23 protein-coding genes and 2 pseudogenes are annotated in these 24,277 nt (G+C 72.6%); 10 read left to right on the top strand and 15 right to left on the bottom strand.

The window, feature by feature from the left end; translation table 11 throughout:
• The first annotated feature begins 28 nt into the window (after positions 1-28).
• Positions 29-589, top strand: coding sequence for a MarR family winged helix-turn-helix transcriptional regulator (locus ACFY1S_RS23095; RefSeq protein ID WP_387121582.1), 561 nt, complete (start codon positions 29-31; stop codon positions 587-589).
• Positions 590-685: 96 nt separating this feature from the next.
• Here the strand turns inward: ACFY1S_RS23095 and ACFY1S_RS23100 are convergent, their stop codons facing one another.
• The 3 genes from ACFY1S_RS23100 to ACFY1S_RS23110 all read right to left on the bottom strand — a co-directional run bounded on the left by ACFY1S_RS23100 (position 686) and on the right by ACFY1S_RS23110 (position 5,010).
• The gene (locus tag ACFY1S_RS23100) at positions 686-2,194 is read right to left on the bottom strand and encodes a phosphoesterase (protein ID WP_387121585.1); all 1,509 of its coding nucleotides are present in this window, start codon (positions 2,192-2,194) and stop codon (positions 686-688) included.
• A gap of 103 nt (positions 2,195-2,297) precedes the next feature.
• Complete coding sequence (locus ACFY1S_RS23105) at positions 2,298-4,262, bottom strand: Xaa-Pro dipeptidyl-peptidase (RefSeq protein ID WP_387121588.1); 1,965 nt, start codon at positions 4,260-4,262, stop codon at positions 2,298-2,300.
• Between the two features lie 85 nt (positions 4,263-4,347).
• The gene (locus ACFY1S_RS23110) at positions 4,348-5,010 is read right to left on the bottom strand and encodes a hypothetical protein (protein ID WP_387121591.1); all 663 of its coding nucleotides are present in this window, start codon (positions 5,008-5,010) and stop codon (positions 4,348-4,350) included.
• Positions 5,011-5,414: 404 nt separating this feature from the next.
• Here ACFY1S_RS23110 and ACFY1S_RS23115 point away from each other — a divergent pair, with 404 nt between their 5' ends.
• Both ACFY1S_RS23115 and ACFY1S_RS23120 read left to right on the top strand, forming a co-directional pair.
• Entirely contained in the window at positions 5,415-6,377 is a 963-nt protein-coding gene (locus ACFY1S_RS23115; protein WP_387121594.1) for a helix-turn-helix transcriptional regulator, read from the top strand.
• 55 nt (positions 6,378-6,432) lie between these two features.
• On the top strand, positions 6,433-7,077 hold the full coding sequence (locus tag ACFY1S_RS23120) for a DUF6624 domain-containing protein (protein ID WP_387121597.1): 645 nt from the start codon (positions 6,433-6,435) through the stop codon (positions 7,075-7,077).
• Here the strand turns inward: ACFY1S_RS23120 and ACFY1S_RS23125 are convergent.
• Positions 7,074-8,480, bottom strand: a complete 1,407-nt coding sequence (locus ACFY1S_RS23125) for a PLP-dependent aminotransferase family protein (RefSeq protein ID WP_387121600.1) — start codon at positions 8,478-8,480, stop codon at positions 7,074-7,076. The two genes, ACFY1S_RS23120 and ACFY1S_RS23125, sit on opposite strands and share 4 nt — an antisense overlap.
• On the opposite strand from ACFY1S_RS23125, the gene ACFY1S_RS23130 reads away from it, so the two are divergent.
• Entirely contained in the window at positions 8,479-9,426 is a 948-nt protein-coding gene (locus ACFY1S_RS23130; RefSeq protein WP_387121603.1) for a DMT family transporter, read from the top strand. The genes ACFY1S_RS23125 and ACFY1S_RS23130 overlap by 2 nt on opposite strands.
• On the opposite strand, the gene ACFY1S_RS23135 is transcribed toward ACFY1S_RS23130, so the two are convergent.
• Positions 9,423-9,818, bottom strand: coding sequence for a helix-turn-helix domain-containing protein (locus ACFY1S_RS23135; RefSeq protein WP_364376581.1), 396 nt, complete (start codon positions 9,816-9,818; stop codon positions 9,423-9,425). The two genes, ACFY1S_RS23130 and ACFY1S_RS23135, sit on opposite strands and share 4 nt — an antisense overlap.
• Before the next feature lie 88 nt (positions 9,819-9,906).
• Here ACFY1S_RS23135 and ACFY1S_RS23140 point away from each other — a divergent pair, with 88 nt between their 5' ends.
• The gene (locus tag ACFY1S_RS23140) at positions 9,907-10,764 is read left to right on the top strand and encodes an NAD(P)H-binding protein (protein WP_387121607.1); all 858 of its coding nucleotides are present in this window, start codon (positions 9,907-9,909) and stop codon (positions 10,762-10,764) included.
• Positions 10,765-10,828: 64 nt separating this feature from the next.
• On the opposite strand, the gene ACFY1S_RS23145 is transcribed toward ACFY1S_RS23140, so the two are convergent.
• Entirely contained in the window at positions 10,829-11,518 is a 690-nt protein-coding gene (locus ACFY1S_RS23145; protein WP_387121610.1) for a TetR/AcrR family transcriptional regulator, read from the bottom strand.
• A gap of 58 nt (positions 11,519-11,576) precedes the next feature.
• Here ACFY1S_RS23145 and ACFY1S_RS23150 point away from each other — a divergent pair, with 58 nt between their 5' ends.
• From ACFY1S_RS23150 to ACFY1S_RS23160, 3 genes are read left to right on the top strand one after another with little or no spacing between them, the layout of a single operon-like run.
• Complete coding sequence (locus ACFY1S_RS23150; RefSeq protein WP_387121613.1) at positions 11,577-12,416, top strand: alpha/beta fold hydrolase; 840 nt, start codon at positions 11,577-11,579, stop codon at positions 12,414-12,416.
• Between the two features lie 49 nt (positions 12,417-12,465).
• Entirely contained in the window at positions 12,466-13,371 is a 906-nt protein-coding gene (locus tag ACFY1S_RS23155; protein WP_387121616.1) for an ion transporter, read from the top strand.
• 44 nt (positions 13,372-13,415) lie between these two features.
• Complete coding sequence (locus ACFY1S_RS23160; RefSeq protein ID WP_387121620.1) at positions 13,416-13,769, top strand: TraR/DksA family transcriptional regulator; 354 nt, start codon at positions 13,416-13,418, stop codon at positions 13,767-13,769.
• A gap of 21 nt (positions 13,770-13,790) precedes the next feature.
• On the opposite strand, the gene ACFY1S_RS23165 is transcribed toward ACFY1S_RS23160, so the two are convergent.
• The gene (locus ACFY1S_RS23165; RefSeq protein ID WP_387121623.1) at positions 13,791-15,194 is read right to left on the bottom strand and encodes an FAD-dependent oxidoreductase; all 1,404 of its coding nucleotides are present in this window, start codon (positions 15,192-15,194) and stop codon (positions 13,791-13,793) included.
• A 14-nt stretch (positions 15,195-15,208) separates the two neighbouring features.
• On the bottom strand, positions 15,209-15,703 hold the full coding sequence (locus ACFY1S_RS23170) for a GNAT family N-acetyltransferase (protein WP_387121626.1): 495 nt from the start codon (positions 15,701-15,703) through the stop codon (positions 15,209-15,211).
• A gap of 100 nt (positions 15,704-15,803) precedes the next feature.
• Here ACFY1S_RS23170 and ACFY1S_RS23175 point away from each other — a divergent pair, with 100 nt between their 5' ends.
• Together ACFY1S_RS23175 and ACFY1S_RS23180 are read left to right on the top strand one after the other, a co-directional pair.
• Positions 15,804-16,151 carry an ArsR/SmtB family transcription factor gene (locus ACFY1S_RS23175; protein ID WP_387121628.1) on the top strand — a complete coding sequence of 116 codons (348 nt, stop codon included), beginning with the start codon at positions 15,804-15,806 and terminating at the stop codon, positions 16,149-16,151.
• Between the two features lie 149 nt (positions 16,152-16,300).
• Positions 16,301-16,498: pseudogene (locus ACFY1S_RS23180) on the top strand (STAS domain-containing protein); the annotation flags it as partial.
• Positions 16,499-16,521: 23 nt separating this feature from the next.
• Here ACFY1S_RS23180 and ACFY1S_RS23185 read toward each other — a convergent pair.
• From ACFY1S_RS23185 to ACFY1S_RS23215, 7 genes and pseudogenes are all read right to left on the bottom strand, one after another.
• Positions 16,522-17,277, bottom strand: a pseudogene (locus ACFY1S_RS23185) (sulfite exporter TauE/SafE family protein); the annotation flags it as partial.
• On the bottom strand, positions 17,274-17,870 hold the full coding sequence (locus ACFY1S_RS23190) for a rhodanese-like domain-containing protein (RefSeq protein ID WP_387121631.1): 597 nt from the start codon (positions 17,868-17,870) through the stop codon (positions 17,274-17,276). The gene ACFY1S_RS23190 and the pseudogene ACFY1S_RS23185, both read right to left, overlap by 4 nt.
• Positions 17,871-17,885: 15 nt before the next feature.
• Positions 17,886-19,286 (bottom strand): rhodanese-like domain-containing protein, encoded by a 1,401-nt coding sequence (locus tag ACFY1S_RS23195; protein ID WP_387121633.1) that lies wholly within the window; start codon positions 19,284-19,286, stop codon positions 17,886-17,888.
• A gap of 146 nt (positions 19,287-19,432) precedes the next feature.
• Positions 19,433-19,702, bottom strand: a complete 270-nt coding sequence (locus ACFY1S_RS23200; protein ID WP_387121636.1) for a metal-sensitive transcriptional regulator — start codon at positions 19,700-19,702, stop codon at positions 19,433-19,435.
• 84 nt (positions 19,703-19,786) lie between these two features.
• Positions 19,787-21,247, bottom strand: coding sequence for a hypothetical protein (locus ACFY1S_RS23205; protein ID WP_387121639.1), 1,461 nt, complete (start codon positions 21,245-21,247; stop codon positions 19,787-19,789).
• Positions 21,244-23,094: a dynamin family protein gene (locus tag ACFY1S_RS23210; protein WP_387121714.1), complete on the bottom strand. Its 1,851-nt coding sequence runs from the start codon at positions 23,092-23,094 to the stop codon at positions 21,244-21,246. The genes ACFY1S_RS23205 and ACFY1S_RS23210 overlap by 4 nt, the downstream gene beginning before the upstream one ends.
• A 115-nt stretch (positions 23,095-23,209) precedes the next feature.
• Positions 23,210-24,106, bottom strand: a complete 897-nt coding sequence (locus ACFY1S_RS23215) for an IniB N-terminal domain-containing protein (protein ID WP_387121642.1) — start codon at positions 24,104-24,106, stop codon at positions 23,210-23,212.
• Positions 24,107-24,277: the final 171 nt, after the last annotated feature.

Raw genomic sequence — 24,277 nt, forward strand, 5'->3', positions numbered from 1 at the left:
GTATGCCGTGCTGCGCTATTGTCGTCCTATGACGGGTGCCACCGACCGGCCGGACCGGCCCGATCCGCTCGACGACGACCTGGGCTGGATGCTCGGGATCGTGTTCCGGGGCCACATCAAGGCGGCCGAGCACGCCCTGGCCGACTTCCCCGGTGGCCCGCGCGGCTACCAGGTGCTCACCGCCGCCGCCAACGGGCCGGCCCGCAACCAGGGCGCGATCGCCGAGGAACTCGGCATCGACCGCACGGTGCTCACGTACCTGATCGACGACCTGGAGCGGCCCGGGTTCGTCGCCCGACGGGCCGACCCGGCCGATCGACGCAGCCGGCTGGTGGACGTCACCGACACCGGCCGGGCGGCCTGGGAGCAGCGACGGCGGGCGCTGCGACAGGTCGAGGCACACCTGCTGGGGGCGCTCACGCCTGCCGAGTCGGCGACGCTGCGGGCCCTGCTGCAACGCGTCGCCTGCTCGACCCAGGCGACCGACCCGCTGCGGAACCTCTGCGAGGTGGTCGAGCAGGTGCGGCCAGACACGACCGAGCCACCGACCGGCGCGCGCCGGGCCGGCCGCCGCGCCAGCGCCTCCTGAGCACCAGCCGCCGGCGCCGGATACGGCACGGGTCCGCTGGCGCCGCCCGACAGTTGGTGCGTCGAGCGGCTCCGGCGGACCCGCTGTGCCTGCGGATCAGCGCACGTGCACGAAGACCGGGTTCGAGTAGAACCACAGATCGTCCCACGGGCTCTCCAGCCCGTCGGCGAGCGGCTCGGCCTCGTCGGTGCTGGTGCCGCGCACCCGCGCGTACGTGTCGGCCTCGACGTTGCGCAGGGTGTGCCTGATGACGTACTCGTCGCCCTGTCGACGCCAGTCGCGCGGGCCGAACCTGGCCACCACGCTCGTGGTGGGGTTGGTGTCGGCGTCCGGGTCGGCGCTCGGCCCGGTGATCTGACCGACGATCAGGTCGACCCGGCGGACCTCGGGGCGGTCCCCGTTGGCGTTCACGCCCCCCAGCGGGCGGAACCGGATCTCGATCTCGACGTCGGTGCGGCCGCGGCGGCTGAGGGTGATGGTTTCGCCCACCTCGGCCGTCCTCCCCTGCGACCTGGCTGTCACGTCGAGGCCGCGGATCAGGTCACCTGTGGTCACCCAGATCCGGCCGTTGCGCAGGCCGTCCATGATGTCGCCGTAGTCCTGACGGGCGTGCACGTAGGTCTTGCTGTACTCCCCCGGCCAGAAGTCCGAGCCGCCGCGCGTCCAGTGCACGTGCGAGTCCGACGTCGCGGTGATCCACCAGCGCCGGCCCTCACCGAGCAGCGAATCCCAGAGACCACCGACCCGCGCGGTCATCTGGTCGAAGCCGCCGTAGGTGGGGTGGTTGCCGTACCCGCCCCGCTTGCCCCCGTTGAGCGGACCCGCCTGGTGCCCGGGAGCCCCCTCGAAGCCGATGTAGACGTCCGGCGCGGCGTTGTTGCCGTTGCGGAACTCGCGTGGCGTGTCCTGGCCGTAGACGCCGAGACCGGGCGCCGAGCGGGACGCGTGGTGGGCGATCACGAGGGGCTTGTGCGGCATCCCCCGCGCGACCTTGAGGAACTCCACCATCCTGGCCTCGGTGTCGCGGGCCGGGTCGGTCGGGAACGCGTCGTACTTGGCGAACCGGCTCTCCAGCTCGAAGAGCTGCTTCGCCTCGTCGTCGTGGCGCGGGATCATCAGCGTGTGGTGGTCGAGCGACGGCGCGTCGAACTCCATGCCCCAGAACTGGAGCACCTCGGGGACCAGCTTGCGCGAGCGCAGCAGATCGGGGTACGCCTGCTCGATGTTCACCCTGGAATGCGTCGGTCCCCCATGGTCGGTGCACATGGCCCAGGTCAGGCCGAAGTTCTTGGCCATGATGGCGTTGGTGACGATCGGGTAGACGGCGTCCGCGCCCTTGTGGAAGACGATAGGGCTCTTCGTCGTGTCGAACTCGCCGCTGTACTCGGAGTGGACGTGGTGGTCGCCCGCACGCCACGACCGGTTCTTCGCGGCGCCCCTGTCGCTCGTGTCGCCGGCCGGCCGACGCTCCTCGTCGGCCCACGCCGCGCCGGCCCCCACCAGCGGGCTGGCCGCGGCAAGCGTCGCGCCGACGCCTGCGTACTTGACCAGCTTGCGCCGCGACAGCTGCGCGTGCTCGGCCTGTTCGGATTGCTTGTCTCTCACCTGAGAGCCTCTCCTCGATCAAGCGGATGCTCTTTCGATCAAGAAGCCTCGGAGAGGGTGATGAACAAGTGTTGTACGTGGCACGGGGCGACGATGAACTGATTCAGGGCACCTGCCGGTTGTCCGGCGCCGTCCGGGCCGACGACCGCTCGGCCGGCGCGGTGACCACCGACGGCGCGACGGCGACGCTGGGCAGCCCGGCCCGGCCGGTGACCGGAAGGACCAACTCGCTGCGACCCAGGTCGACCCGGACGGTGGCGTCGCGGTCGTCGGTCTCGGTGAAGTCCGGGTCGCTCTGACCGAGCACCAGGCCGAGCACGTGCCCGGCCGGCACCACCGCGTCGTACGCGTTCAACGGCACCGTCACCGTGTACCACCGGTCCGGGCGCAGCGGGCTGGTGAACCGCAGCGAGCGGTGGTGCGCGGCGTCGAGCCATCCCCGGGTCAGCACGGCGTGGTCGGTGACCGCGGTGATCTCCTCGGTGTCCCGGTAGCAGGCGTCGTCGGCGGCCGTCGACGCTCCCCAGCAGGACTCGGTGGTCAGCGTCCGCACGCCCTCGGAGCTGTCGTAGCGGATCCGCTCGGCGGTGCCGTAGTCGACGAGCCGGGCGGTCAGCTCGGTGGTCGGGCGGTCCACCCGGATCCGCAGCCGCACCGACGGGCTGCCGGAGATTCGCAGGGGTGCGGTGAGCGCACCGGAGAGGAACACCAGCCGGCCGGAGGCTGCGCTGTTCGGCTCGGCCACCAGTGCGTCCTCGGACAGCGACTCGTCGACGTACGCCCGCTCCCGACCCGGCCGCGCGCCGCGCCCGCCGAGCGTCCCGGTCACGCCGTCTCCGGCGCCGAGGGCGACCCGCACGTCCCGGGTGCCGGGGGCGGGCCAGTCCCGCTGGGTCGTCCAGGTGCCCGGGGCGGTCTCCAGGTCGACCCGGGGCTCGTCCATCACGCCGTTGCGCAGCCCCTGCAACCAGTAGTCGAACCAGCGGTGCAGCGTGCCGACCCACGCGCCGCGCCGGACGTCGAACGGGTCCTCGTGGCCGGCCTGGTAGAGCCAGAGCTTGCGGGGCACGCCCTGCTCGGCCAGCTCCTGCCACCAGCGGGCGAACTGGTTGGTCGTGACGTTCAGGTCGTTCACGCCGTGCGCCACGAACACGCTGGCCCGGACCCGCCCGGCCGAGGGCCGGTAGTCGCGCTGCGCCCAGAACCCGTTGCGGTCGCCGGTCTCCTCCGCGCTGTCCGACCGCAGTCGGGCCAGGACGTCGGCGCACGCCTGCTCGCCGCGCCCGTTGACGTACGAGTGCAGGTAGCCGGGGTAGTCGGCGGCGCGCAGGACACCGTTGTAACGCATGTAGTCGTACCAGCTGGAGATCGCCGAGATCGGCACGATCGTGGCCAGCCCCGGCACACCAGTGGCGGCGACCCCGTTGGCGACCGAGCCGTCCCACGACTTGCCGATCATGCCGACCCGTCCGGTGCTCCAGGCGGCGCTCACCTGCCGCCCGTCGGCGGCGTACGCGCGGGCGCGCCCGTTGAGCCAGTCCACCACTGCGGTGGCGCTGCCCACCTCGGCCGGGCCGCCGACGTCCTCGCAGCCGGTGGAGCGGGCGGTGCCGGCCAGGTCGGCGGCGACGAACGCGTACCCGCGCGGGACGAAGTAGTTGTCGTAGAACAGCGGAGCCTTGGCGATCACGCCTGCCGCGTCGTACGTCTTGCGTTCGCTCTCGTTGCCCCGACCGCAGCAGAGGTAGTAGGGCGACGCGTCCATGATGACCGGTACCCGGACCCCGGCGGTGGCCGCCTCGCGCGGTCGGACGACGTCGACGGCCACCCGGTCCCGTACGCCGTCGCCGTCGCTGTCGGCCCGTGTCTCGACCCAGACGCTCTCCCGGATGGCGTCGGCGTAGGAGTAGACGGGGACCGTCTCGGTGCCGACGACGTGCGGCGGGGACTGCCGGTGCCGGGTGGTCGGGTCGGCGGCCGCGGGTGCGGCGGGAGCGGCGAACAGCGCCGCGACCAGCAGGCCGGCCAGGATGCTGGCGACCCGGGCGCGGGTACGGGCGGTCGACATCGGTGTCCTCCCGGGGTGCGACGCGTGGATCACATTCCATCGCATCGATGTCCCTCTTGCCTAGTGCCGCGGCGGCGAGTCGTTGTCAGATCCGGGCGCGGGGCAGCCAGCCCAGGAACCGGAGCCGCGCCCGGGGCAGTGGCAGGGTCGGCAGATCCTCGGCTGCGGCGACGAGACAGGAACCGAGGTAGACGGCGAGGGAGGCGCGCGCCCCACCGAACTCGGCGAGCAGTTGACTCTGCTTGGTGGCGCAGGGCCACTCCCGACCGCAGCCCGTGCAGGTCCAGCTCGGCGGGTTGGGAAGGTGTTCGGGCAGCTTCGGTCGCTGGTACCGGCCCACGACGCTGTTGTCGGCGCGCACGTCCCGTCGCCGGGGAGCGGGGCCGGCGTTGCGGTGCGCGGGTGGCCGGGGCGCGGGCAGATAGCGCCGGACGGTGCCCAGGAGCACCCCGACGCGGATCAGGGCGTCGGGTCCCACGTGGTGGGCCAGCAACGCGGTGAGCAGGTAGTGCCCGAGCAGGTCGAAGGAGTCCCGGTTCAGCCGCAGGTCGCGGCACAGGTCGACGAACTCGGGTGTGGTCAGTGGCACCCGGTCGTCGAGAGCACGGCGGAGCACCTCGCGCAGCGCGACTCCCAGGTTCTCCAGGGCGTCGCCCTCGCCCAGTCCCAGGCTGTCCTCGTCCGCCACCCGCGCCAACGCCTCGCCCACCGCCAGTCGTACGACGCGATCCGGATCGCTTATGTCCAACGTCCACCCCCATCACGAGGCCGGATTCCCGGCAACGTTCCCGGACTCCGGTGCGGCGTCCGGGAGATCATTGACAAGATTTCGTCGCCGTGGGCGGGGCGACTAGGACAGCGGGCGCAGATCGCCGCGTGCGATAGCCGGAATGCGAAGTGGGCTCAGGAGTCGGCCAAAAGGTCGGCGACACGCCGCTGGCTACCGTATGGTGGAATTCCCATCAATGAATATGCGAATAGTTGGGAATCCTTAAAGCCCGGTCCAGTCCGACAACTCTCGACCGCCACCACCGCCGAACCGCCGGTCAGCACCGTGCCGCGACCCACCGGCCCGTGCGCCCGGACACGTCCCGACCACACCGCCGGCCCTGGTGGACCACCGGCGGGTCCTTCCCCGGACGGAGACAGCGGATGACGTCATCAGTGCAGACCCGAGGATTCGACAGCCGCGACCCGGCGGCCATCCACCGTTTCCTGGCCAGCACGTACGAGGCGGACCTGCGCATCCGCGCCGAGGAGACCGGATACCACCTCGTTCACCAGCGCGTCGACACCGGGCCGTTCGCCCTCGCCGCCACCGGCCAGACCGCGCATCTCGACATCGAGGTCGACGACATCGACGGGTTGGTCGTCTGCCGTAGCCGCACCGCCCTCATCGACCGCACCTGCGAGGGATCCACCCACCGGTTCGGTCCGGGTGACGTCTTTCTCACCACCCGGCCCGGCCGGCGGTTCAGCCTGCACTGGCAGCCTGGTCTGGTGGAACTCTGCGTCCTGGACCTCGCGGTGCTGACGCAGGTGGCGACCGCCGCACCGGGCCGGCGGCCCGGCCGGATCCGGTTCACCGACCTGGGCGCCGCAAACGCGCTCCTCGCCCGGCAGTGGCGAAAGACCACGAGCTACATCACCGACGTCGTCCTGAGCAACCCGAACTCCCGGGTTCAGCCGCTGGTGGTCGGCAACGCCGCGCGGATGCTCGCCGCGGCGGCGCTGGCGATCTTTCCCAACACGGCCTTCACCGACGAGACAGCCGCGGACCGCCGCGACGCCAGCACGGCCACCCTGCGCCGCGCCATCGCCTTCATGGAGGAGAACGCCGACCGGGACATCAGCGCGGCAGACATCGCCGGCGCCGCCGCCGTCTCCCTGCGGGCCGTGCAACTCGCGTTCCGCCGCCACCTCGGCACCACCCCGATGGCGTACCTGCGCGGGATCCGCCTCGACCGCGCCCACCACGACCTGGTCCGGGCCGACCCTCGACGGGAGACCGTGTCGGCGATCGCCAGCCGGTGGGGGTTCGCCAGCCACAGCAGGTTCACCGCCCGGTACCACGCCAGCTACGGCGTACCGCCCCGCGAGACGCTCCGCGCCTGAGACGGCTGCGGCACCCGCCTTGTGACACCGCCACGCACAGGCGACAATCGGCCCCGTGAAGCTCCCCTCGCGGGTCGCGGTGACGCTTGTGGGCCTGCTGATCCTCGCCGCGTGCGACACGGCGCCCGAACCGGCCGGCACACCGACGGGTGGCACCACACCTACCCCCACTCCCCCGGCCCCGTCCAGCGCGTCAGCCTCCCCTGTCGCCTTCGACAAGGCGCTGCACGACGAGTTGATCGCGATGCTGGAACGCGACCAGGCCGACCGCGAGGGCAGTCCGCAGGCCGAGTCCGACCAGGCGCGCACCGCCCGGCTCAAGGACATCGTCCGGGCCCACGGCTGGCCGACCTTCGCCCTGGTCGGCGAGGACGGCGGCAACGCCGCGTGGGCCATCGCCCAACACTCCGACCTGGATCCCGCGTTCCAGCAGGAGGCGCTGGACCTGTTACGCGCGGCCGTCGCCGCCGGCCAGGCGTCGCCGGGCAACCTCGCCTACCTCCACGACCGGGTCGCGACAGGCAGGGGCGAGCCGCAGGAGTACGGGACGCAGATCCGATGTGGACCCGACGGCCCCGTCCCGGCCACCCCGATCAGGGACGAGGCCGATGTCGAACGACGTCGCGCCGAGGCCGGCCTGCCCACGCTCGCGAGCTACCTGGCCGAGATGACCACGATCTGCGCGCAGGACACCAACTAGACAGGTGCCCGTTCCGCGCGCAGAGCCCGGGCGAGGCGGCCGACGGCCTCGTCCATGAGGTCGGGTGCGGCGGCGGCGTAGGTGAGGCGCAGGTGCGGTGCCGGGGGTTCGGCCGCGTACCAGGGGCGACCCGGAAAGACGACGACGCCCTCGGCGGCAGCGGCGGCGGCCACCGTCACGTCGTCGACGCCGTCGGGCAGGCGGATCCACAGGTGCAGGCCGCCACGCGGGACCGACTGCGGGCAGAGGCTGGGCAGGTGTCGCCGCAGCGCGGCCACCAACGCCTCGCGGCGCGTCCGGAGCGATGTGGCGAGGGTCCGACGGTGTCGCGACCACGCCGGGGAGGTGAGGAACTCCAACGCCGCCTGTTGTAGTGGACCTGCCACGAAGAGGTCGTCGAGCAGCCGTGCCGCCCGCAACCGGGCACCGGCCGGCCCGCGGGCGCCGATCGCCGCGACGCGCAGCCCGGGCGCTGTCGACTTGGTCAACGAACGCAGGTAGATGACGTGGCCGTCGGGGTCGTCGGCGGCCAGCGGCGGTGGGGCCGGACCGTCGATGGTGAGGTCGCGGGCGTAGTCGTCCTCGATCAGGAAGGCGCCGGCGTCGCGCACCGCGTCGGCGACCCGGACCCGGCGGTCAGCCGCGAGCGTCGCGCCGTGCGGGTTGGCGTGCAGCGGCTGGCAGTAGAAGAGCCGCGCGCCGGTGCGGGCGAACGCGGCGGCGAGGTGGTCGGGGCGTACCCCGTCGGCGTCCGCCGGCACGGGCACCACCCGGAGTCCGGCGGCTCGTGCGACGGCCAGCGCGCCCAGGTAGGTCGGGGACTCGACGAGCAGGGCGTCGCCGGGGGCGGTGAGCGCCCGCACCGCCGAGGACAGCGCGGCCTGCCCACCGGGGCAGATCACCATGTCCTCGGCCCGCAGCCCGGTCCCGGCCTCGCGGGCGAACCAGGCGCGCAGGTCCTCGCGCCCCTCGACCGGTCCGCGCTGCCAGGTGGCGGGCTGGCGGGCGGCGCGGGCGAGGGCGGCGCCCAACGCGGCGGCCGGCTGAAGGTCGGCGTCCAGGTAGCCGCCGGACAACGGGATCGCACCGTCGCGCGGTAGCGCCAGCAGTGCCTGCATCTCGCTCTCGCCGGACGGGCGGGGGCCGAGCGCGACCGTCTGCCAGGACAGGTCGGGTACGCGCCGCACGTCCGGCGCGGCGGCCACGAAGGTGCCTCTGCCGGGCCGCGCCTCGATCAGCCCTTCGGCCACCAACCGCCGGATGGCCTCGGCGACGGTGACAGGTGAGGCCTGGTGCCGGGCGGTCAACTCCCGGACTGAGGGCAGTCGGGCGCCCGGACCCGCGGCGGCCACCAGCACCCGCAGATCTTGGATAACGCGAGCGGCTGCGTTACCGTCTTCCATGAAGGACGATAGTAGCGCTACTACCGCCAGCACGGTAACAACGAGCCGGGCCGGCGGCTTCGCCCTCGGCGCGCTGGGTGTGCTCGGCTTCAGCCTCTCCCTGCCGGCGACCCGCCTGGCCGTCCAACAACTCGATCCGTGGTTCGTCGCCTTCGGACGCGCGGTCGGCGCGGGTCTGCTGGCCTGGGCGTACCTGCGTCTCACGGGCGCGCCACGGCCCTCGCGCGGCCAGTGGCGGCGGCTGGCGGTCGTGGCCCTGGGCGTCGTCGTCGGCTTCCCGTTGTTCACCTCGCTGGCGCTGCTCACCCAGACCTCGGCGCACGGCGCGGTCGTCATCGCCGCGCTGCCCGCGATGACCGCCGTGTTCGCGGTGCTGCGGGCGGGGGAACGCCCGCCGCGGCTGTTCTGGATCGCGAGCGCCGGCGGGCTGCTGGCGGTGCTGGCCTTCCTCGCCGCCAGCGGCGCGGTACGCGGCACGATCACCCTGCCCGACGTGTTCCTGCTCGCGGCGATCGTGCTCTGCGGCCTGGGCTACGCCGAGGGCGGCGCGCTGGCCCGCGATCTGGGCGGCGCCCGGACGATCTGCTGGGCGCTGCTGCTGTCGCTGCCCGTCACCGTGCCCGTTACTGTCGTCGCCGCGCTGGCCGACCGGCCGCACGCCGACACCGTCGGCTGGTCGGCGTTCGGCTACCTCACTGTCGTCTCGATGTTCCTGGGTTTCTTCGCCTGGTACGCGGGGCTGGCCCGGGGCGGCATCGCGCAGGTCGGTCAGGTCCAGCTCGCGCAGCCGGTACTCACCCTCGGGTGGTCGGCGCTGCTGCTGGGCGAGAACGTCACCCCCACCTCGATCGTGGCGGCGGTGATGGTGCTGGCGTGCGTCGTGTTGATCCAGCGCACCCGGCGGCCGGGGCCGGCGGTGCGACGGGAGCGGGCTGGCGTGCGTTAGGCCCGCTCGCGCTCGCGGGCCGTCTGCAACTCGGGCACCGAGGCCTCCAGCAGGTCCGCGAGGCCACGCAACTGTTCGGCGACGCGGGCGCCGAGGGGCGTCAGGGAGTATTCGACGCGCGGCGGGATCGCGGTGAGCACCTCGCGGGTGAGCATGCCGTCGCGTTCGAGCGTCTGCAGAGTCTGCGAGAGCATCCGTTCGCTGACCCCGTCGATGCGCCGCCGCAGCGCGTTGAACCGGTACCGGCCCTCGCCGAGGGCGAGCAGCGCGAGTGAGGCCCACTTCGAGGTCACGTCCTCGAAGGCAGCACGCGAGGTGCAGCCCCGCGCGAAGACATCGCTGACGAGTTCCTGGGTAGGCCCCGCCGGGTCGTGGGCCGGCTTGTCGTTCACCTCACCAGCCTACCCGACGCTTACACAATCATTCGTACTGTAGATTCGTAAGTGCTTGCCGATCATTACCGCCCCTTCGGAGGTCCCCATGCCCACCTATGCCGTCACCGGCGCCACCGGCCGGCTGGGCCGCCTGGTCATCGAGTGCCTGCTCGACACAGGCGTGCCCGCCACCGAGATCGCCGCCGTGGTCCGCGACACCGACAAGGCCGTCGACCTGGCCGCGCGCGGCGTCGAGATCCGACAGGCCGACTACGACGACCCGTCGACGCTGCCCGGCGCCGTGGCTGGCGTACGCCGCCTGCTGCTCATCTCCGGCGACACCCCCGGGCAGCGTGTCGCCCAGCACACCGCCGTCATCGACGCCGCCAGACTCGCCGGGGTCGAGCGCGTCGTCTACACGAGCATCCTGAAGGCCGACACGACCACGAACCCCCTGGCACCCGAGCACAAGGCGACCGAGGCGGTCCTCGCCGCGTCGGGCCTGCCGTACACGGCGCTGCGCAACAGCTGGTACACCGAGAACTACACCGACCAGCTACCGCAGTACCTCCAGAGCGGCGCCATCCTCGGAGCCACCGGCGGCGGCCGGGTCTCCGCCGCGACCCGGGCCGACTACGCGGCAGCCGCGGCCGCGGTGCTGACCCGCGACGAGGGCGGCACAGTCGTCTACGAACTGGGCGGCACGGCGTTCACCTTCGACGAACTGGCCGAGGCCGTCACCGAGGTCACCGGCACCACTGTCGTGCACCGGGACATGTCGGCCACCGACCTGGCCGCCACCCTGCAGAGCGTCGGGCTGGACGCCGGCACCGCCGGCTTCGTCGCCGCGCTCGACCACTCGATCGCCCTCGGCGAGCTGGCGACCGACAGCGACGACCTCAGCCGCCTGATCGGCCGGCCGAGCACCCCGCTGCGCGACGCCATCCGGGCCGCGCGGGGCTGACCGGCCGCGACGCCGAAGTAGCCGACCTCCACTGCGGCACAGCCCTCCGCGTCGCCGTCCGACGTCATGCCGGGTCGGTGAGCAGGCCACTCAGCATGCTGCGGAGCGTCCGCTCGAAGAGGTCCTCCGGGGGCGGCGGCGCGGAGGGTTGGCGGAGCGCCGCGACCAGATGCGGGTACGCCGCGAGGTCGACGCCCGCGAAACCGACCGCCCCGGAGGCGGCCTCGCTACGGGCGAACAGGGTCACCACGCCGGTCATCATGGCGATCGCCTCGAACTTGGCCGAGACGGCACAGGGCACCGGCTCCAGGACCCGGATGCAGTTGTCGAACCAGGCCAGGCCCTCGGGGCCGACACCGGAGCCGCGATGGATCACGTCCAGCAGCCACGGGTGGGCGCGGTGCAGCGCCAACTGCCGACGGGCCAGCAGCATCATCGTGTCCAGCCAGTCGCCCCGATCCTGCGGGTACGGCCGCATCTCCCCCACGACACGGTCGGTCATCAGGTCCAGCAGATCGTCGCGGGACGACAGGTAGCGGTAGAGCGATCCCGCGCCGGTGCCGAGTGCGGTGGCGACGGCACGCATCGACACCGCGGCGAGCCCTTCGGCGTCGGCCAGGGCGATGGCCGCCACGACGATGGCGTCCCGACTGTGGGCCGGCGCCGGTCCACGGCTGCCCCGTTCGGGCCGGGCCCAGACCGACTGCCGACCGTCGGCGGCAGGGTCGCCGGATTTCCTGGGTGCGTCGGTCACCGATCCACTGTAAACTGCAAACGTCGTTCGCAGTTTGCTGACACGGAGAGGCGGACCGATGACGGAGCGGATCAGGGCGCGCGACGGGCAGACCGTGGCGTTGCACTCCACGGGCGACGGCCCGGGGATCGTCCTCGTACACGGCGGCGGCGTCACCATCGACGTCTACCGCCGGCTGACCGCCGCCCTCGCCGACCGGTTCACCGTGCACCTCTACAACCGGCGGGGACGGGCCGACGCGCCACCCAGATCCGAGCCGTACACCGTCGGCCAGGAGATCGACGACCTCGCCACGGTGCTGGAAAACACCGGAGCCAGAAACGTCATCGGCCACAGTGCCGGCGGGTTCATCGCACTCGAGGGCGCACGTCATCTGCCGATCGACCGGCTCGCCCTCTACGACGCCGCCATCTCCGTCGACGGCGGCATGCCCTTCGCGTGGCTCGAGGCGGCACGCGCGGCGGCACGTGATGGCGACATCGCCAGGGGTCTCGCCATCACGACCGCCGGAATCAACCCGCAGATGGCGGCGGCGAGGCTTCCGCTCGCCGTCCGGGTGGCGATCATCCGCGCTTTCCTGCAGACCCCGATCGGCCGCATGATGGGCGATCTGCTGCCGATGACGCTGGACGAGACGGCCCTGATCCTGGCGCACGACGGGCCCGCCACGCGGTGGGCCGGGGTGACCGCGGAGGTGCTGCTGGCCTGCGGCGCCGACGGCCCGCCCTACTACGCCGACATGAACGAGGCGTTGGCCCGCGCACTGCCTCGCGCACGGGCGCTGACGATCCCCCGCAGCGGCCACGACGCCATCAACCGCGCACACCCGAGGATCGTCGAACCGCTCGTCGACTTCTTCGCCGCACCCGTGACGCCGGACCTGGCGGGCCATTCCTGAGCGGTCGCGCGCTCGCCGGGCGAGCTTGATCTTGGATAGGCTGCTCGCCATGCCCCCGCACCGCCGGCCCGCGCTGGCCGACGCCTGCGCGCGGCTCGCCCGGTCACGCCCCTTCGAGATCGTCATCGTCGTCGCCATCCTCGCCAACGGCGTCGTTCTCGGCCTGGAGACGTACGACGGTCTGATCCCCGCGAACGCGGCGCTGCACGGGCTGGAATGGCTCTTCCGCGCGGTCTTCGTTTTGGAGATCACCATCCGGCTGGCGGCCTACGGCCGCCGTCCGCAGGACTTCTTCAGGCACGGCTGGAACGTCTTCGACTTCCTCGTGATCGCGGCCATCTTCGTTCCGGGCCTGCACGGTGACTCGGCCCTGCTGCGCGTGGTCCGGGTTGCCCGGATGGTGCGGCTGGTGCGGTTCTCGCCGGGCCTGCGGACCATCGTCTCCGCCCTGTGGCGCAGCCTGCCGGGCGTCGCCGGATTCCTCGCCCTGGCCGTGGTGACGCTCTACGTGTACGGGATGGCCGGCTGGCTGATCTTCGGCGACCGCTATCCCGACGAGTACGGCGACATCGGCCGGTCGCTGCTGACGCTGTTCGTGCTGCTGTCGCTGGAGACCCTGCCCGACCTCATCGAGCAGGGACTGGCCATGTCGCCGTGGACGCTGCTCTACTACGTCAGCTACGTGATCATCACGGTCAACCTGCTCCTCAACATCCTCATCGCGGTCATCGTCAACTCGATGGAGGAGGCACGCCGGCTGGAGATGACCGAGCGGTTGGCCCCCGGCTACGACGAGGACGGCGACGGCGTCCCCGACGAGGTGGACCGCATCGCGCTCACCCAACGGCTGGACGACCTGCGGGCGGTCATCGCCGAGTTGGAACGGGAACTGCGGATCGACCGTGAGGACGGGCACGGCCGCCCCCATCGCGAGGACCTCCGCTCCCGAGGATGAGCGCGCACGGAGGTCCCGGTCGTCCGGCGTACCGTTGAACCACCATGAACAGCGAATCCAGCGCGATCCGCGCGGACCTGCTCCGGCGGCGCGACGAGACGGCCAGCCAGGCCACCGCGCTGGAGGGCGACCTGCGGAGCCTCTTCGAGGCGTCCCGGTCGTCGAACGCCGACGACGAGCACGACCCCGAGGGCAGCACTATCGCGTTCGAACGGGCCCAGCTCACCGCCGTCCTGGACGCGACACGTCGACGCCTGGCGGAACTGGACGTGGCGCTGAGCCGGGTCGACGCGGGCAACTACGGCGTGTGCGAACGGTGCTCCCGCCCCATCCCCGCCGAACGGCTCGCCGCCCGCCCGTCGGCGCGTACCTGTGTGGCGTGCGCCAGCCGACGGTGACCGCGCCGCCCGGGACGGACGTCAGCTGGCGCAGCAGCCGCCGCTCTGACCCGCGTCGAGCGCGACGAGCCTGAGCGGCGCGGACCGGAGGTCACCGGTGAGGCCGGCGGCCAGGCCACGGCCGGCCGGCTCGGGTTCTGCGGTCGACCCGCAGCCGTCGCCGGACGCCGCGTCGGCGGCGTTGCTGGTGCACACGCCGGTCTCGGGCAGGTCGAGCTGGACGTCACGGGCGGCGGCCCAGTCCCCGGCGAGGGCCGCGACCACGGAGCGGACCTGCTCGTAGCCGGTGGCCATGAGGAACGTCGGCGCCCGACCGTAGGACTTCATGCCGACCGCGTAGTAGCCCCTCTCCGGGTGGGCGAGTTCGTCGACGCCGTGCGGAGGAACCGTGCCGCAGGAATGCTCGTTCGGGTCGATCAGCGGCGCCAGGGCGCGGGTGGCGCCCAGGACCGGGTCCAGGTCCAGGCGCAGTTCCGAGGCGATGGAGTGGTCGGGGCGAAAGCCTGTGGCGGCGACGACACGGTCGACGGCCACCGCCTCCTCGCCACCGTCGGCATGCCGCACCACAACGACCACCCGGCCGTCGGCAGGGGTGAGGGCGTGCACCGAGAAACCGGTGAGCAGGCGGATCCGGTCGGCGTCGACATGGTGGCGCAGCCGCGATCCGAGCGCCCCGCGCGCCGGCAGGGCGTCGGCGTCCCCGCCGCCGTACGTCCGCGCGGGCGAGGTGGTGCGGATCGCCCAGGTCACCTCGGTACCGGGCGTGGCGGCGGCCAGCTCCGCCAGGGACAGCAGGGTGTTCGCCGCGGAGTGGCCGGCGCCGACGACGAGGGTGTGCCGGCCGGCGAAGCGGTCCCGATCGGCGCCGAGGACGTCCGGCAGCGCGTGCTCGAGGTATGCGGCGACGTCGGCCTCACCCCGGGCGGGCAGGCCTGACGCGCCGAGGACGTTGGGGGTGTCCCAGGTGCCGGAGGCGTCGATGACGGCGCGGGCCAGCAGCTCGGTGCCGTCGGTGAGGCGGACCAGGAACGGCGTGCGGTCGCGTCCGGCGGTGCGCAGCCGGTCCAGGCCGAGGCGGCTGATCGCCCCGACCCGGGCGCCGTACCGGACGTGCGGCTTGAGCTGGGGCAGCTCGGCGAGCGGTTGGAGGTAGTCGCCGACCAGCTCCGCGCCGGTGGGCAGGGCCTCCGGGTCGGGAGCGACCCAACCGGCCTCGTCGAGCAGCCGGCGGGCGGCCGGGTCGACGTTGTAGCGCCAGGGTGAGAAGACCCGCACGTGCCCCCACTGCCGTACGGCGGCGCCGGGGGTGTCGCCGGCCTCCAGGACGACGAAGGGCAGACCGCGTTCGTGCAGGTGGGCGGCGGCGGCCAGACCGGTCGGACCGGCGCCGACGACCACGACGGGAAGGCTGTCCAGGGCGTTCATCGGGTGACTCCTTGTCAGGTGATGGTGGGGCTGCGCCGCTCCAGCAGGACGACATCGCGCCAGCGGTCGTGGTGGCGGCCGACCCGTTCGCGGACCCCGATGACGCGGAACCCGGCCCGTTGGTGCAGGGCGAGGCTGGCGACGTTCTCCGGGAAGATCCCGGACTGGATCGTCCAGATGCCCGCGGCTTCGGTCGAGGTGATCAGGGTGTCGAGCAGCAGTCGGCCGACTCCGCGTCCCCGGGCTGCCGGGTCGACGTAGACGGAGTGCTCGACCACTCCGGAGTAGACCTGACGGGTCGACGTCGGCGAGACGGCGACCCAGCCGAGGATGGTCTCGCCGTCGACTGCCACGAATCGGTGCGCGGGCAGGCGGCTGGCGTCGAAGGCCGCCCAGGTCGGTGCCACGACCTCGAAGCTCGCGTCACCACCGTCGAGTCCGGCCTGGTAGATGGCAAGGACGCGGTCGGCGTCGCGGACGCTCATCGGACGTACGGTGAGGTCGGGCATCGGCGAGGCTCCGTTCTGGGTGCGGCTACCTGAGACACTGTCTCGACGTCTGTCGAATCAGACAGTTGCACGCTGATTAGATAACTGTCAACCTAGACGAATGTCGAAACAAGCGACCGTCGACGTGGCCTGCTGCCCCTCCCTGGCCGAACGGCGCCTACCGACCGAGGCCGCCGCCGCGCTCTCCCCCGCGTTCAAGGCCCTCGGCGACCCGGTCCGCCTTCAGCTGATGTCGATGATCGCCTCCGCCGAGGGCGGGGAGATCTGCGTCTGCGACCTCACCCCCGCCTTCGACCTCACCGGCCCCACCATCTCGCACCACCTGCGGACGCTGCGCGCCGCAGGGCTCGTCGACGCCGAGCGCCGGGGCACCTGGGTCTACTACCGCGCCCGCCCGGCGATCCTTCGCCAGCTCGCCGCCCTGCTCACGGTCCCGCAGGGCCGGTGAGCACCGCGTCGATTCCCCGGGCCGCCAGCGCCGACAGCGCGATTGTCCGGCGCCTCTCGCGACTCGACCGGCTGCTGCCGGTCTGGATGCGCACGCGGGTGGAGAAGCTGCTCGCCACGGATCGTCACCGACCGCCCGCAGCCCCGGCCGGCGGTGGTCAGCTCGTCCGCGCCCACCGCGACGCCCGCGACCGTGGTGTCACGCTCTGCCTCGCCGCGCCGTCCCGCTTCATCCGGACCGTCCTGCACACCATGCGCCTGGACGGCGTGTTTCCGGTCTTCGACAGGCGCGACGACGCTGTCGCCCATGTCAACCACCGGGAGACCGGCGCGCTCGCGGGATCCTGAGCGTCCTACGCCGCCAGGGCGGTCACCTGCTGGCCCAGGACGAGAACGCCCACCGCCAGGACGAACCAGCCGAAAGCCGGACGCAGGCGACGCTCCGGGACGCGGCGGGAGAGCCGGCTCCCCACGAGGCTGCCGGCGACCGCGGCGGCGGTGAGCGCGGCGGTGAGCGTCCAGTCGACCGCCACGGCGGCGAGGTGACCGACGAACCCGGCCAGGCTCTGCATCGCGATGACCGCCAGGGAGGTGCCGACCGCCACGGCCATCGGCAGACCGCCGAGCAGAGTCAGCGCGGGCACGACGAGGAACCCGCCGCCCGCGCCGACGAGACCGGCGACGACCCCGACCGCCGCGCCGACGGCAACTGCCCGCGACGGCGCCTGCCCTCGTCCGGCGTCGTCGCCGGGCTCGCCGTCACCGGCGCGGCGACCACGGATCATGCCGACGGCGGTGGCGAGCATCATCAGCGCGAACAGGACCACCAGCACCGTGCCCGGAACGACCGCCGCGAGGCGCCCACCCCCGTACGCGCCGGCCATCCCCGCCAGACCGAGGAGCAGGCCGGTACGCCAACGGACCCGCCGGGCCCACGCGTACGGCACCAGGGCCACCGCGCTCGTGACGCCGACGACGAACAGCGAGGTGGCGATGGCCTCGTCGACCGGCAGGCCGGTGACGTAGATCAGCAGCGGCACGGCGAGGATGGATCCGCCGCCGCCGAGCAGGCCCAGACTGACGCCGATGACCACGGCCAACGCGAGGGTCAGGACCAGAGAGGTCACGACCTGCTCGCGGCCGGACTCCGGTCGCGCAGGTGATCGACGACGGCGTCCAGGTCGCAGCGCGCACCCCTGTTGTAGGGCAGCTTGCTCAGCAGCATGCCCATCGCGCAGGTGTTGCTGATCGCGGCGAAGGTCAGGCCGGCGCCGACGAACGCGGCCACCCACTTGGCGCCCGGCAGCACCACCGACGCGAGGACGCTGAGCAGCACGATGGAGCCGGCGACGAGGCGTACCTGACGTTCCAGGTCCCAGCGGGCCCGACCCAGGTTGACTGGCGCGTTCGTGGCCTGCCAGGCGAGGATGCCGCCGGTGAGGACCTTCAGGTTCGGCAGACCGGCCTGGGCGAGGGCCTGTCCGGCCTGAGCGGCCCGGGCCCCGGAGCGGCAGACCAGCACCACGTCCTCGTCGAGGTGCCGACGCAGCTCGTCACGGTGCTCCCGGAGCAGGTCGAGGGGGACGTTGTAGGAGCCGGGGATGTGCGCGGACTCGAACTCCGCAGGCGTACGCACGTCAAGCACCCGGGGCGCATCGCCCGAGTCGAGAAGGTCGCGCAGGGCGGTCGCGTCCAGGCTGTGCGGGTGGGACGGGTTCATGTCTCCTCGTTCGGTTCAGGAATTCGTGGTCATGGCGACGCCGGCCTGCTCGGCCCGGCCGAACATGTCGTCGATCAGGACGACGTCGCGTCCGGTGTTGGCCAGCAGGGACGCGGCGGCCGCGGCCCGGTATCCGGAGCCGCAGTGCACCCAGACCGTCCCGGCGGGCACCTCGGCCAGGCGTCCGGGCAGGTCGGGCAGCGGGATGTGGACGGCGTCGGCCACGTGGCCCGCCCTCCACTCGTTCGTCATCCGCACATCGAGGACGACCCGCGGGTCGGGCAGCCCGGCCGGGGTGTTCCCGGTCTGGGCGGCGGCCAGCGCGTCGAAGTCGGCGACTGTCAGCTCACGCAGGTCGTCCCGGCTGGTGGCCCACTCGTCCGGTGCGCCTGTGGCGCGCGCGGCGGGCCTGTCGATGCCGATCCGGACGAGCTCGCGCTGGGCGTCGGCGACCTGCTCGGGTGTCTCGGCGAGCAGGGTGACCGGGACGCCCCAGTCGATCAGCCAGCCGAGCCAGGTCGACATCGGGCCGTCGAGGCCCAGGCTGACGGTTCCGGCGAGGTGCGCGGCGGCGTACGCCCTGCGGTGCCGCAGGTCGACCACCCACTCCCCCGCGTCGATCCGCTGCCGCAGCTCGGCGGCGTCGGCGCGCGCCACGGGGCTGAGGTCGACAGGTGCCGGGCCGGCCGCGTTGGCGACGCCCATGTGGGCGTAGTACGCCGGGTAGGCGTCGAGCCCGGCGAGGGTGTCGGTGACGAATTCGTCGGCGGCGAGCCGCAGCACCGGATTGGCCTGCTTCTCCCGACCGATAGTCGACTCGGGGGCATCGGCCTGGCTGGCGGAGCAGAAACTTCCGAAGCCGTGGGTGGGCCAGACCTGAGCGCCGTCGGGCAGCAGGTCGGCCAGGCGCCGGGCGGATGCGTACTGGTGGTGGGCGAGGGTGTGGGCGTGCTGCTGGCCGAGCAGGTCGGTGCGGCCGGTGGTACCGAACAGCAGCGACCCTCCGGTGAACACGCCGACCGGTGACCACCCGCCGTCGGTGGCGTCGTCGAGGACGTACGACAGGTGGTGGAAGGTGTGTCCGGGTGTGGCGGCGACGCGGATCCGCAGCGTCTCGGACACGGTGACGACGTCCCCGTCGGCCACCGCCCGGCGGTCGAAGGCCACCTCGTCGTCGGCGCACACCAGGTACTCGGCGCCGGTGAGCCGGGCGAGGTCCAGCCCGCCGGAGACGTAGTCGTTGTGCAGGTGCGTCTCGAGCACGTGCGTGACGCGTACCCCGAGCTTGCCGGCCAGCGCCAGCACCCGGTCGACGTCGCGCTGCGGGTCGACGACCACTGCCCGCTGGCCGTCGGTGGCCAGGTAGCTGCGGTCACCGAGTGGCGAGGTCGCGATGACGGACACCTGGACTGTCATGTGCGTACTCCTTCTTCAGACTCGAATACCCCCGGGGGTATAGGGAAGGCAGACGTCTGCGAGTGCACGACGCCTACCCGCCCACACCGGGATCACGCGGCGCGGGCAGCCGGTCACCCGCCAGAAGGCTCCTCAGACCCGGCGGCTCACGCCAGGGCGAGGAACAGCTTCTCCAGCTCCTCTTCGGTCATCTCGGGCTGATCGCCCCGATCGCGCGCGATGGCGCAGTGCCGCATGCCCGAAGCGATGATCTTGTAGCCGGCCCGGTCGATGGCCTTCGACACGGCGGCGAGCTGGGTCAGCGCCTCCCGGCAGTCCTGACCCTCCTCCATCATCTCGATCACCGCGTTCAGCTGCCCACGGGCTCGCTTGAGACGGGTCAGCGCCTCGCCTGTCATCTCGGGTCGAAGCTTCACGCTCGCCACCTCCTGCGCCGAACGATACCCCAGGGGGTATAAAGGCGGCCACCCGCAGTGACGGGTTCCACCCGTCAGCGCACCTCAGCGCCCACCGGCGGCCAGCTCCGCGAGCATCCCCTCGCAGCTGCGCACGACCACCTCCGCGCCACGGCGCTGGGCCAGCGGCAGCGCCGGGTCCTCCGCCCGGTCCCGCCACCGCCACTGCGCGTCGGCGGCGACCTCCCAGAGCCGCTGCACGGTCGCCTCGTGCTCGACACCGAGACGGGCGGCGAGCCCCACCCCGTCGCCACCGATCAGCCGCTGCGCCTCCGCGGCCAGCTCCGCGTCGAACCCGAGCCGGGTGTGCCGCAGCGCCACCAGCAGGCGCAACTCCCGGAACTCGTGGGCGCCGGCGAGGATCTGCTCGATCGTGGCGACCAGCTCGGCGGAGCCCCGGACCGGCTCGGCCCGGAGCAGGGCCTCCACGGCGGCCAGCGCCGACCGCGCCTTGAGCGTGTCGCGGCGGTCGATGAAGCAGCGGGTCACCGCCTCGCGCAGCTCGGTGAGGCCGCTGCGGCGGATGAGTTCGGCGGAGAGCTTCACCCGCGTGTCGAAGCCGGAGCGGACCAGGGTGGTCGCCAACCGGATCCCGAAGAGACCGAAACGGTCCAGCAGGGCCGTCCGCAGGTCCGGGTCCACGCGTACCGGCAGGTCGCCACGGAGGAAGCGGTCGGCGGAGAGCAGGTGGGTGTCCAACTCCGCGCGGGGGACCCCGGCCAGCGTCGCGAGGGCCCCGAAGTCCGACTCGCCGAGCATCCGGCCGGCCAGTCCGATCGACCCGCTGCACGCCACCACGTTCACCGCCAGCGCGCCCACCCGGGGATCGCGGTAGTGCCGTCGCGCCAACTGGCGAGCGGTGAGCAGCCCGTCGATCCGGCCACCGCCGGTCTCGTCCGCCCGGGACAACACCATGATCACGTTCACCGGGGCGGCTTGGCCGACGGCGCTCTCCCGGCCGGACTCCAGCACCCGCAGATCACTGTCGCGACCGTCGCGGGTCAGGAACAGCACCGCGTCCGCGTCGCGCAGCACCCGGTCCATCACCGACACGTGGCCCCGCTCACCGGCGCCGCTCAGCGCCGGGGTGTCGATCAACGTGATCTGCCGCAGCGCCCGCGTCGGCCACCGCACCACGACGTCACGCACCTCCCCCGCACCCCAGCCCAGATCCACACGCATCCCGGTCGCCGACTTGACCACTGTCAACTCCTGCGGGGGCTGACCGGCCGGGTACGCGGTGGCGCGCGGCGCGGGGGCGTCCTCGTACCATGTGAAGGCGCCGTCGGCTCCCTCGACAGGCGCGACCTCCTCACCCATCAGCGCGTTCAGCACCGTCGACTTGCCCGAACGCCAGGGGCCGGCGACCGCGATCCGCAGCGGCTCCTCCAGCCGGGCCACCTGGTGCCGCAACTGCCCGACGGCCCGCGGATTGGCCCGGTAGAGGTCGAGCGCCTGGTGCAGCAACCCCCACGCCGCCTCGTCCAGGCGTACGCCGACGGTCACGCCCGAGGCTCCAACAGCCCCGGGGTGGCACGGGCGCCGCTGAGCTGCTGGGCCTGCTCGTAGACGGCCGCCAACCGGGTCATCCTCAACCGGATCTCGCGCTGGCGCTGCTCACGCTGGGCCGCGTCGGTGTCGGCCTCCTGCTTGGCGCTGCGGAACGACTGCACGATGGCCTCCTGAAGCTCCTCGGTGAGCCCCGTGAAGTGATCCCGCAGCATCCGCTGTACCTGGCGTACGGCGTCGCGGCAGTCCCTGATGACGCGGACGAAGACGTCGTCCACGTGCCGCTGGATGGCCGTCTTCACCGTCGCCTGCCGACGACGCAGCAACTGCTTGCTCTCGTCGCGGATGCTCTTGCCGCCGAACAGCGCGCCGATCCCCACCGAGACCGGGTTGATCATCGGCATTCCGGCAAGCGTCGTCGCCAGACCGAACATCAGCATCCCGCCGTACGAGCCCTTCATGCCGGTGAACAGTTTCTGCCCTGTGGTGAACCGGTCGATCTTGGGCCGCTCCAGCTCCGGCAGCCGCTCGCCGATGTCGTCGGGCATCGTCATCGACCACGGCGGCAGCACGTCGTAGCCGTACCTGGCGAAGTTGGCGGCCACCCGACGGGCGATCCAGTCGCAGCGCTGGATCAGCCACTCGTGGTTCGCCTCCGCCGCCTCCACCAGGCTGCGCTCCAGCCAGTCCTGGAAGGTGTCCCAGGCGACCAGCGGATCGGCCGTGTCGAACGCGTCGTCCACCGCGCGCAGGATCTGCCGGGTCCGGTCGCGCAGGTCGTACTCGATGTCGGAGAGCAGGTCCGCGACCTCGTCGTTCAGGGTGTTCTGCCAGCGGGTGGAGCAGCGGCGCAGCTCGTCGACCTCACGCTGCGCCGCGTGCAGGCGGGAGATCGGCCCGGACTGCTCCTCGGCCTCCTGGGTCGCCAGCTCGGCGCGCAGCGGCGCCGCCAACTGCTCCACCACCGTCCGGGCCACCGCCTGCACCGCGCCACGGGCCAACTGGTCGGCCTTGCCGGACATGTCCCGGCGCAGCCGCGCGATGAGCGTGGGGAAGCCGGACTCTGCGTTCAGATCCCGGTCGTCGGCGGTGGCCGCGCGCAGCCGCAGCGTCGCCGAGACCGGGATCACCGGCGCGGGGATGCCGGCGTCGGCCAGGTGCTGGCGGTTGCGCTCGGCCACCGCTCGCCAGTCCGCGACGAGATCCGTCTTGCTCTGCACCACCACCACGTTCGGGTGCGAGCGCATGACGTGCAGCAGCATGTCCAGTTCGGTGACCGAGAGCTCCCGGGTCGAGTCGGAGACCAGCAGCACCGTGTCCGCGCGACCGGGCGAGGCGACCGGGCCCGCTCCGCCGACGGCGGCGACCTCGTCGGCGCCCGGAGTGTCCACGAGCACCAGTCCCGCGCCGAGCAGCGCGCGGGGCACCCCGATCTCGACGTACGCCGGACCGCCTCCGGACCGGCGCCCGACGGTGCCTGCCACACCCGCCGCGACCTGGTCCAGCGCCACCGGGGTCCGCTCGACGGCGATGACGGCGGCGCCACCGGCGCCTCGACCCGGGGGTGGCCCCTGGGCCACCGCGGCGTACGCGGCCTCGGCGTGCTGCACGACTGTCGGCAGGACCGTGGTACGCCCGTCGCCGACCGGGCAGGCGGGCGCGTTGATGATCGCGTTGATCAGCTGGCTCTTGCCCTGGTTGGGCTCGCCGATGACCAGGACGCGCAGTTTCGGGTCCAGCAGTTGGGCACGCTTCTGCCGCACCGTTTCGAGCAGGTCGTCTCGCCCGTGCGCGCTGCACGTACGGGCGATCTCGTCCAGGACGTCCAACCAGATCCCCGCCATCACCGCACCAAGTGTGCGGATTTCGGCTCAATTATCAAGAGGGACCGGTTGGGGAACTGGAGAAGGCCGGACCGCCCGAGACGGTCCGGCCTCCCGCTCCAGGTGGAACACCCCGTCAGAGCAGGCCCCCGGTGATGCCCAGCAGACCGTGGTCCGACGAGGCGGGCCCCCCGTCGTGCGTGTCGCCGAGCACACCGTCGGTGACACCGCCGGTCACGTCACCGACAGTGCCGGTGACGCCGGGGAGGAGACCCTCCACCTGGTGCGTCACGCCGCCCACAGTGGACGGGACGTCAAGGGGCGGGAGAACGCCGCCGACGGCGCCGCCGCCGTCGCCCAGGCCCAGCCCGCCGAGGGTGTCGCCGACACCCAGCGAGCCGACCACACCACCGAGGTGACCCTGGGTGCCGGGCAGGACGCCGCCGGTCAGGTCGCCGCCGAGCAGGCCGTGGTCGCCGGTGTCCAGCAGACCGCCGGTGTTGCCGACGGTGCCCGTGACATCGCCGAGGACCGGGTCGACGATGCCGTCGACCGGCTGCACCACGTCGGCGTCGAGGGTGTGCGCCACGTCGTTCACGCCGGTCAGGTCGGTGTCCAGACCGCTCGGGCCGACGCCCAGGCCGATCCCCGGCAGCACCGTGACCCCGGCCGCGACGGCGCTCGGGTCGACAGCGATGGCGCCCAGCACGCCTGCCTTGACGTCCAGGCCGCTGGGCGAGCTGGTGATGCTGATCTGCTGCGCCACGCTCTGCAACTGACCGACCACGTCGGTGGTGTCGGTCACCAGCGGGTCCAGGCCGAGCTGACCGGTGACCGGGGCGAGCGGCGCGAGGCCCTGACCCGGCGCGTAGTCGACCACGAGCGGGACGACGTCCTGCACGTCGGCGGCGGTGATGTCGCTGAGCCCGGCGGCGTGCAGCGCGCCCTCCGGGTCGAGGTCGAACGCCGACCGCGCGTCGGGGTTGGTCAGCAGGTCGAGCACGAAGTCGTGGAGGGTCTGTTGCGAGTCCATGTGCCGGTTCTCCTCGGATGTGGCGTCAGCGACCGTCTTGCGTCGACAGGAACGCTACGACCGGGGGCACCTCCGGACATCGGGGCTCGGCCCGCATCCGATCCCCTTGAACTAGGGGCTCCACCGCTTCGTACGTTAGGGGGACAGGGGGAAACCGTCCCGGCCAGATTA

Origin of the sequence: Micromonospora sp. NPDC000663, assembly GCF_042898105.1 — a bacterium.
Classification (GTDB): domain Bacteria; phylum Actinomycetota; class Actinomycetes; order Mycobacteriales; family Micromonosporaceae; genus Micromonospora.

Coding starts and splice junctions, on each gene's coding strand:
- ACFY1S_RS23095 (WP_387121582.1), top strand. CDS start 29: ATGACGGGTGCCACCGACCGGCCGGACCGGCCCGATCCGCTCGACGAC.
- ACFY1S_RS23105 (WP_387121588.1), bottom strand. CDS start 4,262: ATGTCGACCGCCCGTACCCGCGCCCGGGTCGCCAGCATCCTGGCCGGC.
- ACFY1S_RS23115 (WP_387121594.1), top strand. CDS start 5,415: ATGACGTCATCAGTGCAGACCCGAGGATTCGACAGCCGCGACCCGGCG.
- ACFY1S_RS23130 (WP_387121603.1), top strand. CDS start 8,479: ATGAAGGACGATAGTAGCGCTACTACCGCCAGCACGGTAACAACGAGC.
- ACFY1S_RS23125 (WP_387121600.1), bottom strand. CDS start 8,480: ATGGAAGACGGTAACGCAGCCGCTCGCGTTATCCAAGATCTGCGGGTG.
- ACFY1S_RS23140 (WP_387121607.1), top strand. CDS start 9,907: ATGCCCACCTATGCCGTCACCGGCGCCACCGGCCGGCTGGGCCGCCTG.
- ACFY1S_RS23150 (WP_387121613.1), top strand. CDS start 11,577: ATGACGGAGCGGATCAGGGCGCGCGACGGGCAGACCGTGGCGTTGCAC.
- ACFY1S_RS23155 (WP_387121616.1), top strand. CDS start 12,466: ATGCCCCCGCACCGCCGGCCCGCGCTGGCCGACGCCTGCGCGCGGCTC.
- ACFY1S_RS23160 (WP_387121620.1), top strand. CDS start 13,416: ATGAACAGCGAATCCAGCGCGATCCGCGCGGACCTGCTCCGGCGGCGC.
- ACFY1S_RS23165 (WP_387121623.1), bottom strand. CDS start 15,194: ATGAACGCCCTGGACAGCCTTCCCGTCGTGGTCGTCGGCGCCGGTCCG.
- ACFY1S_RS23170 (WP_387121626.1), bottom strand. CDS start 15,703: ATGCCCGACCTCACCGTACGTCCGATGAGCGTCCGCGACGCCGACCGC.
- ACFY1S_RS23175 (WP_387121628.1), top strand. CDS start 15,804: ATGTCGAAACAAGCGACCGTCGACGTGGCCTGCTGCCCCTCCCTGGCC.
- ACFY1S_RS23190 (WP_387121631.1), bottom strand. CDS start 17,870: ATGAACCCGTCCCACCCGCACAGCCTGGACGCGACCGCCCTGCGCGAC.
- ACFY1S_RS23195 (WP_387121633.1), bottom strand. CDS start 19,286: ATGACAGTCCAGGTGTCCGTCATCGCGACCTCGCCACTCGGTGACCGC.
- ACFY1S_RS23210 (WP_387121714.1), bottom strand. CDS start 23,094: ATGGCGGGGATCTGGTTGGACGTCCTGGACGAGATCGCCCGTACGTGC.
- ACFY1S_RS23215 (WP_387121642.1), bottom strand. CDS start 24,106: ATGGACTCGCAACAGACCCTCCACGACTTCGTGCTCGACCTGCTGACC.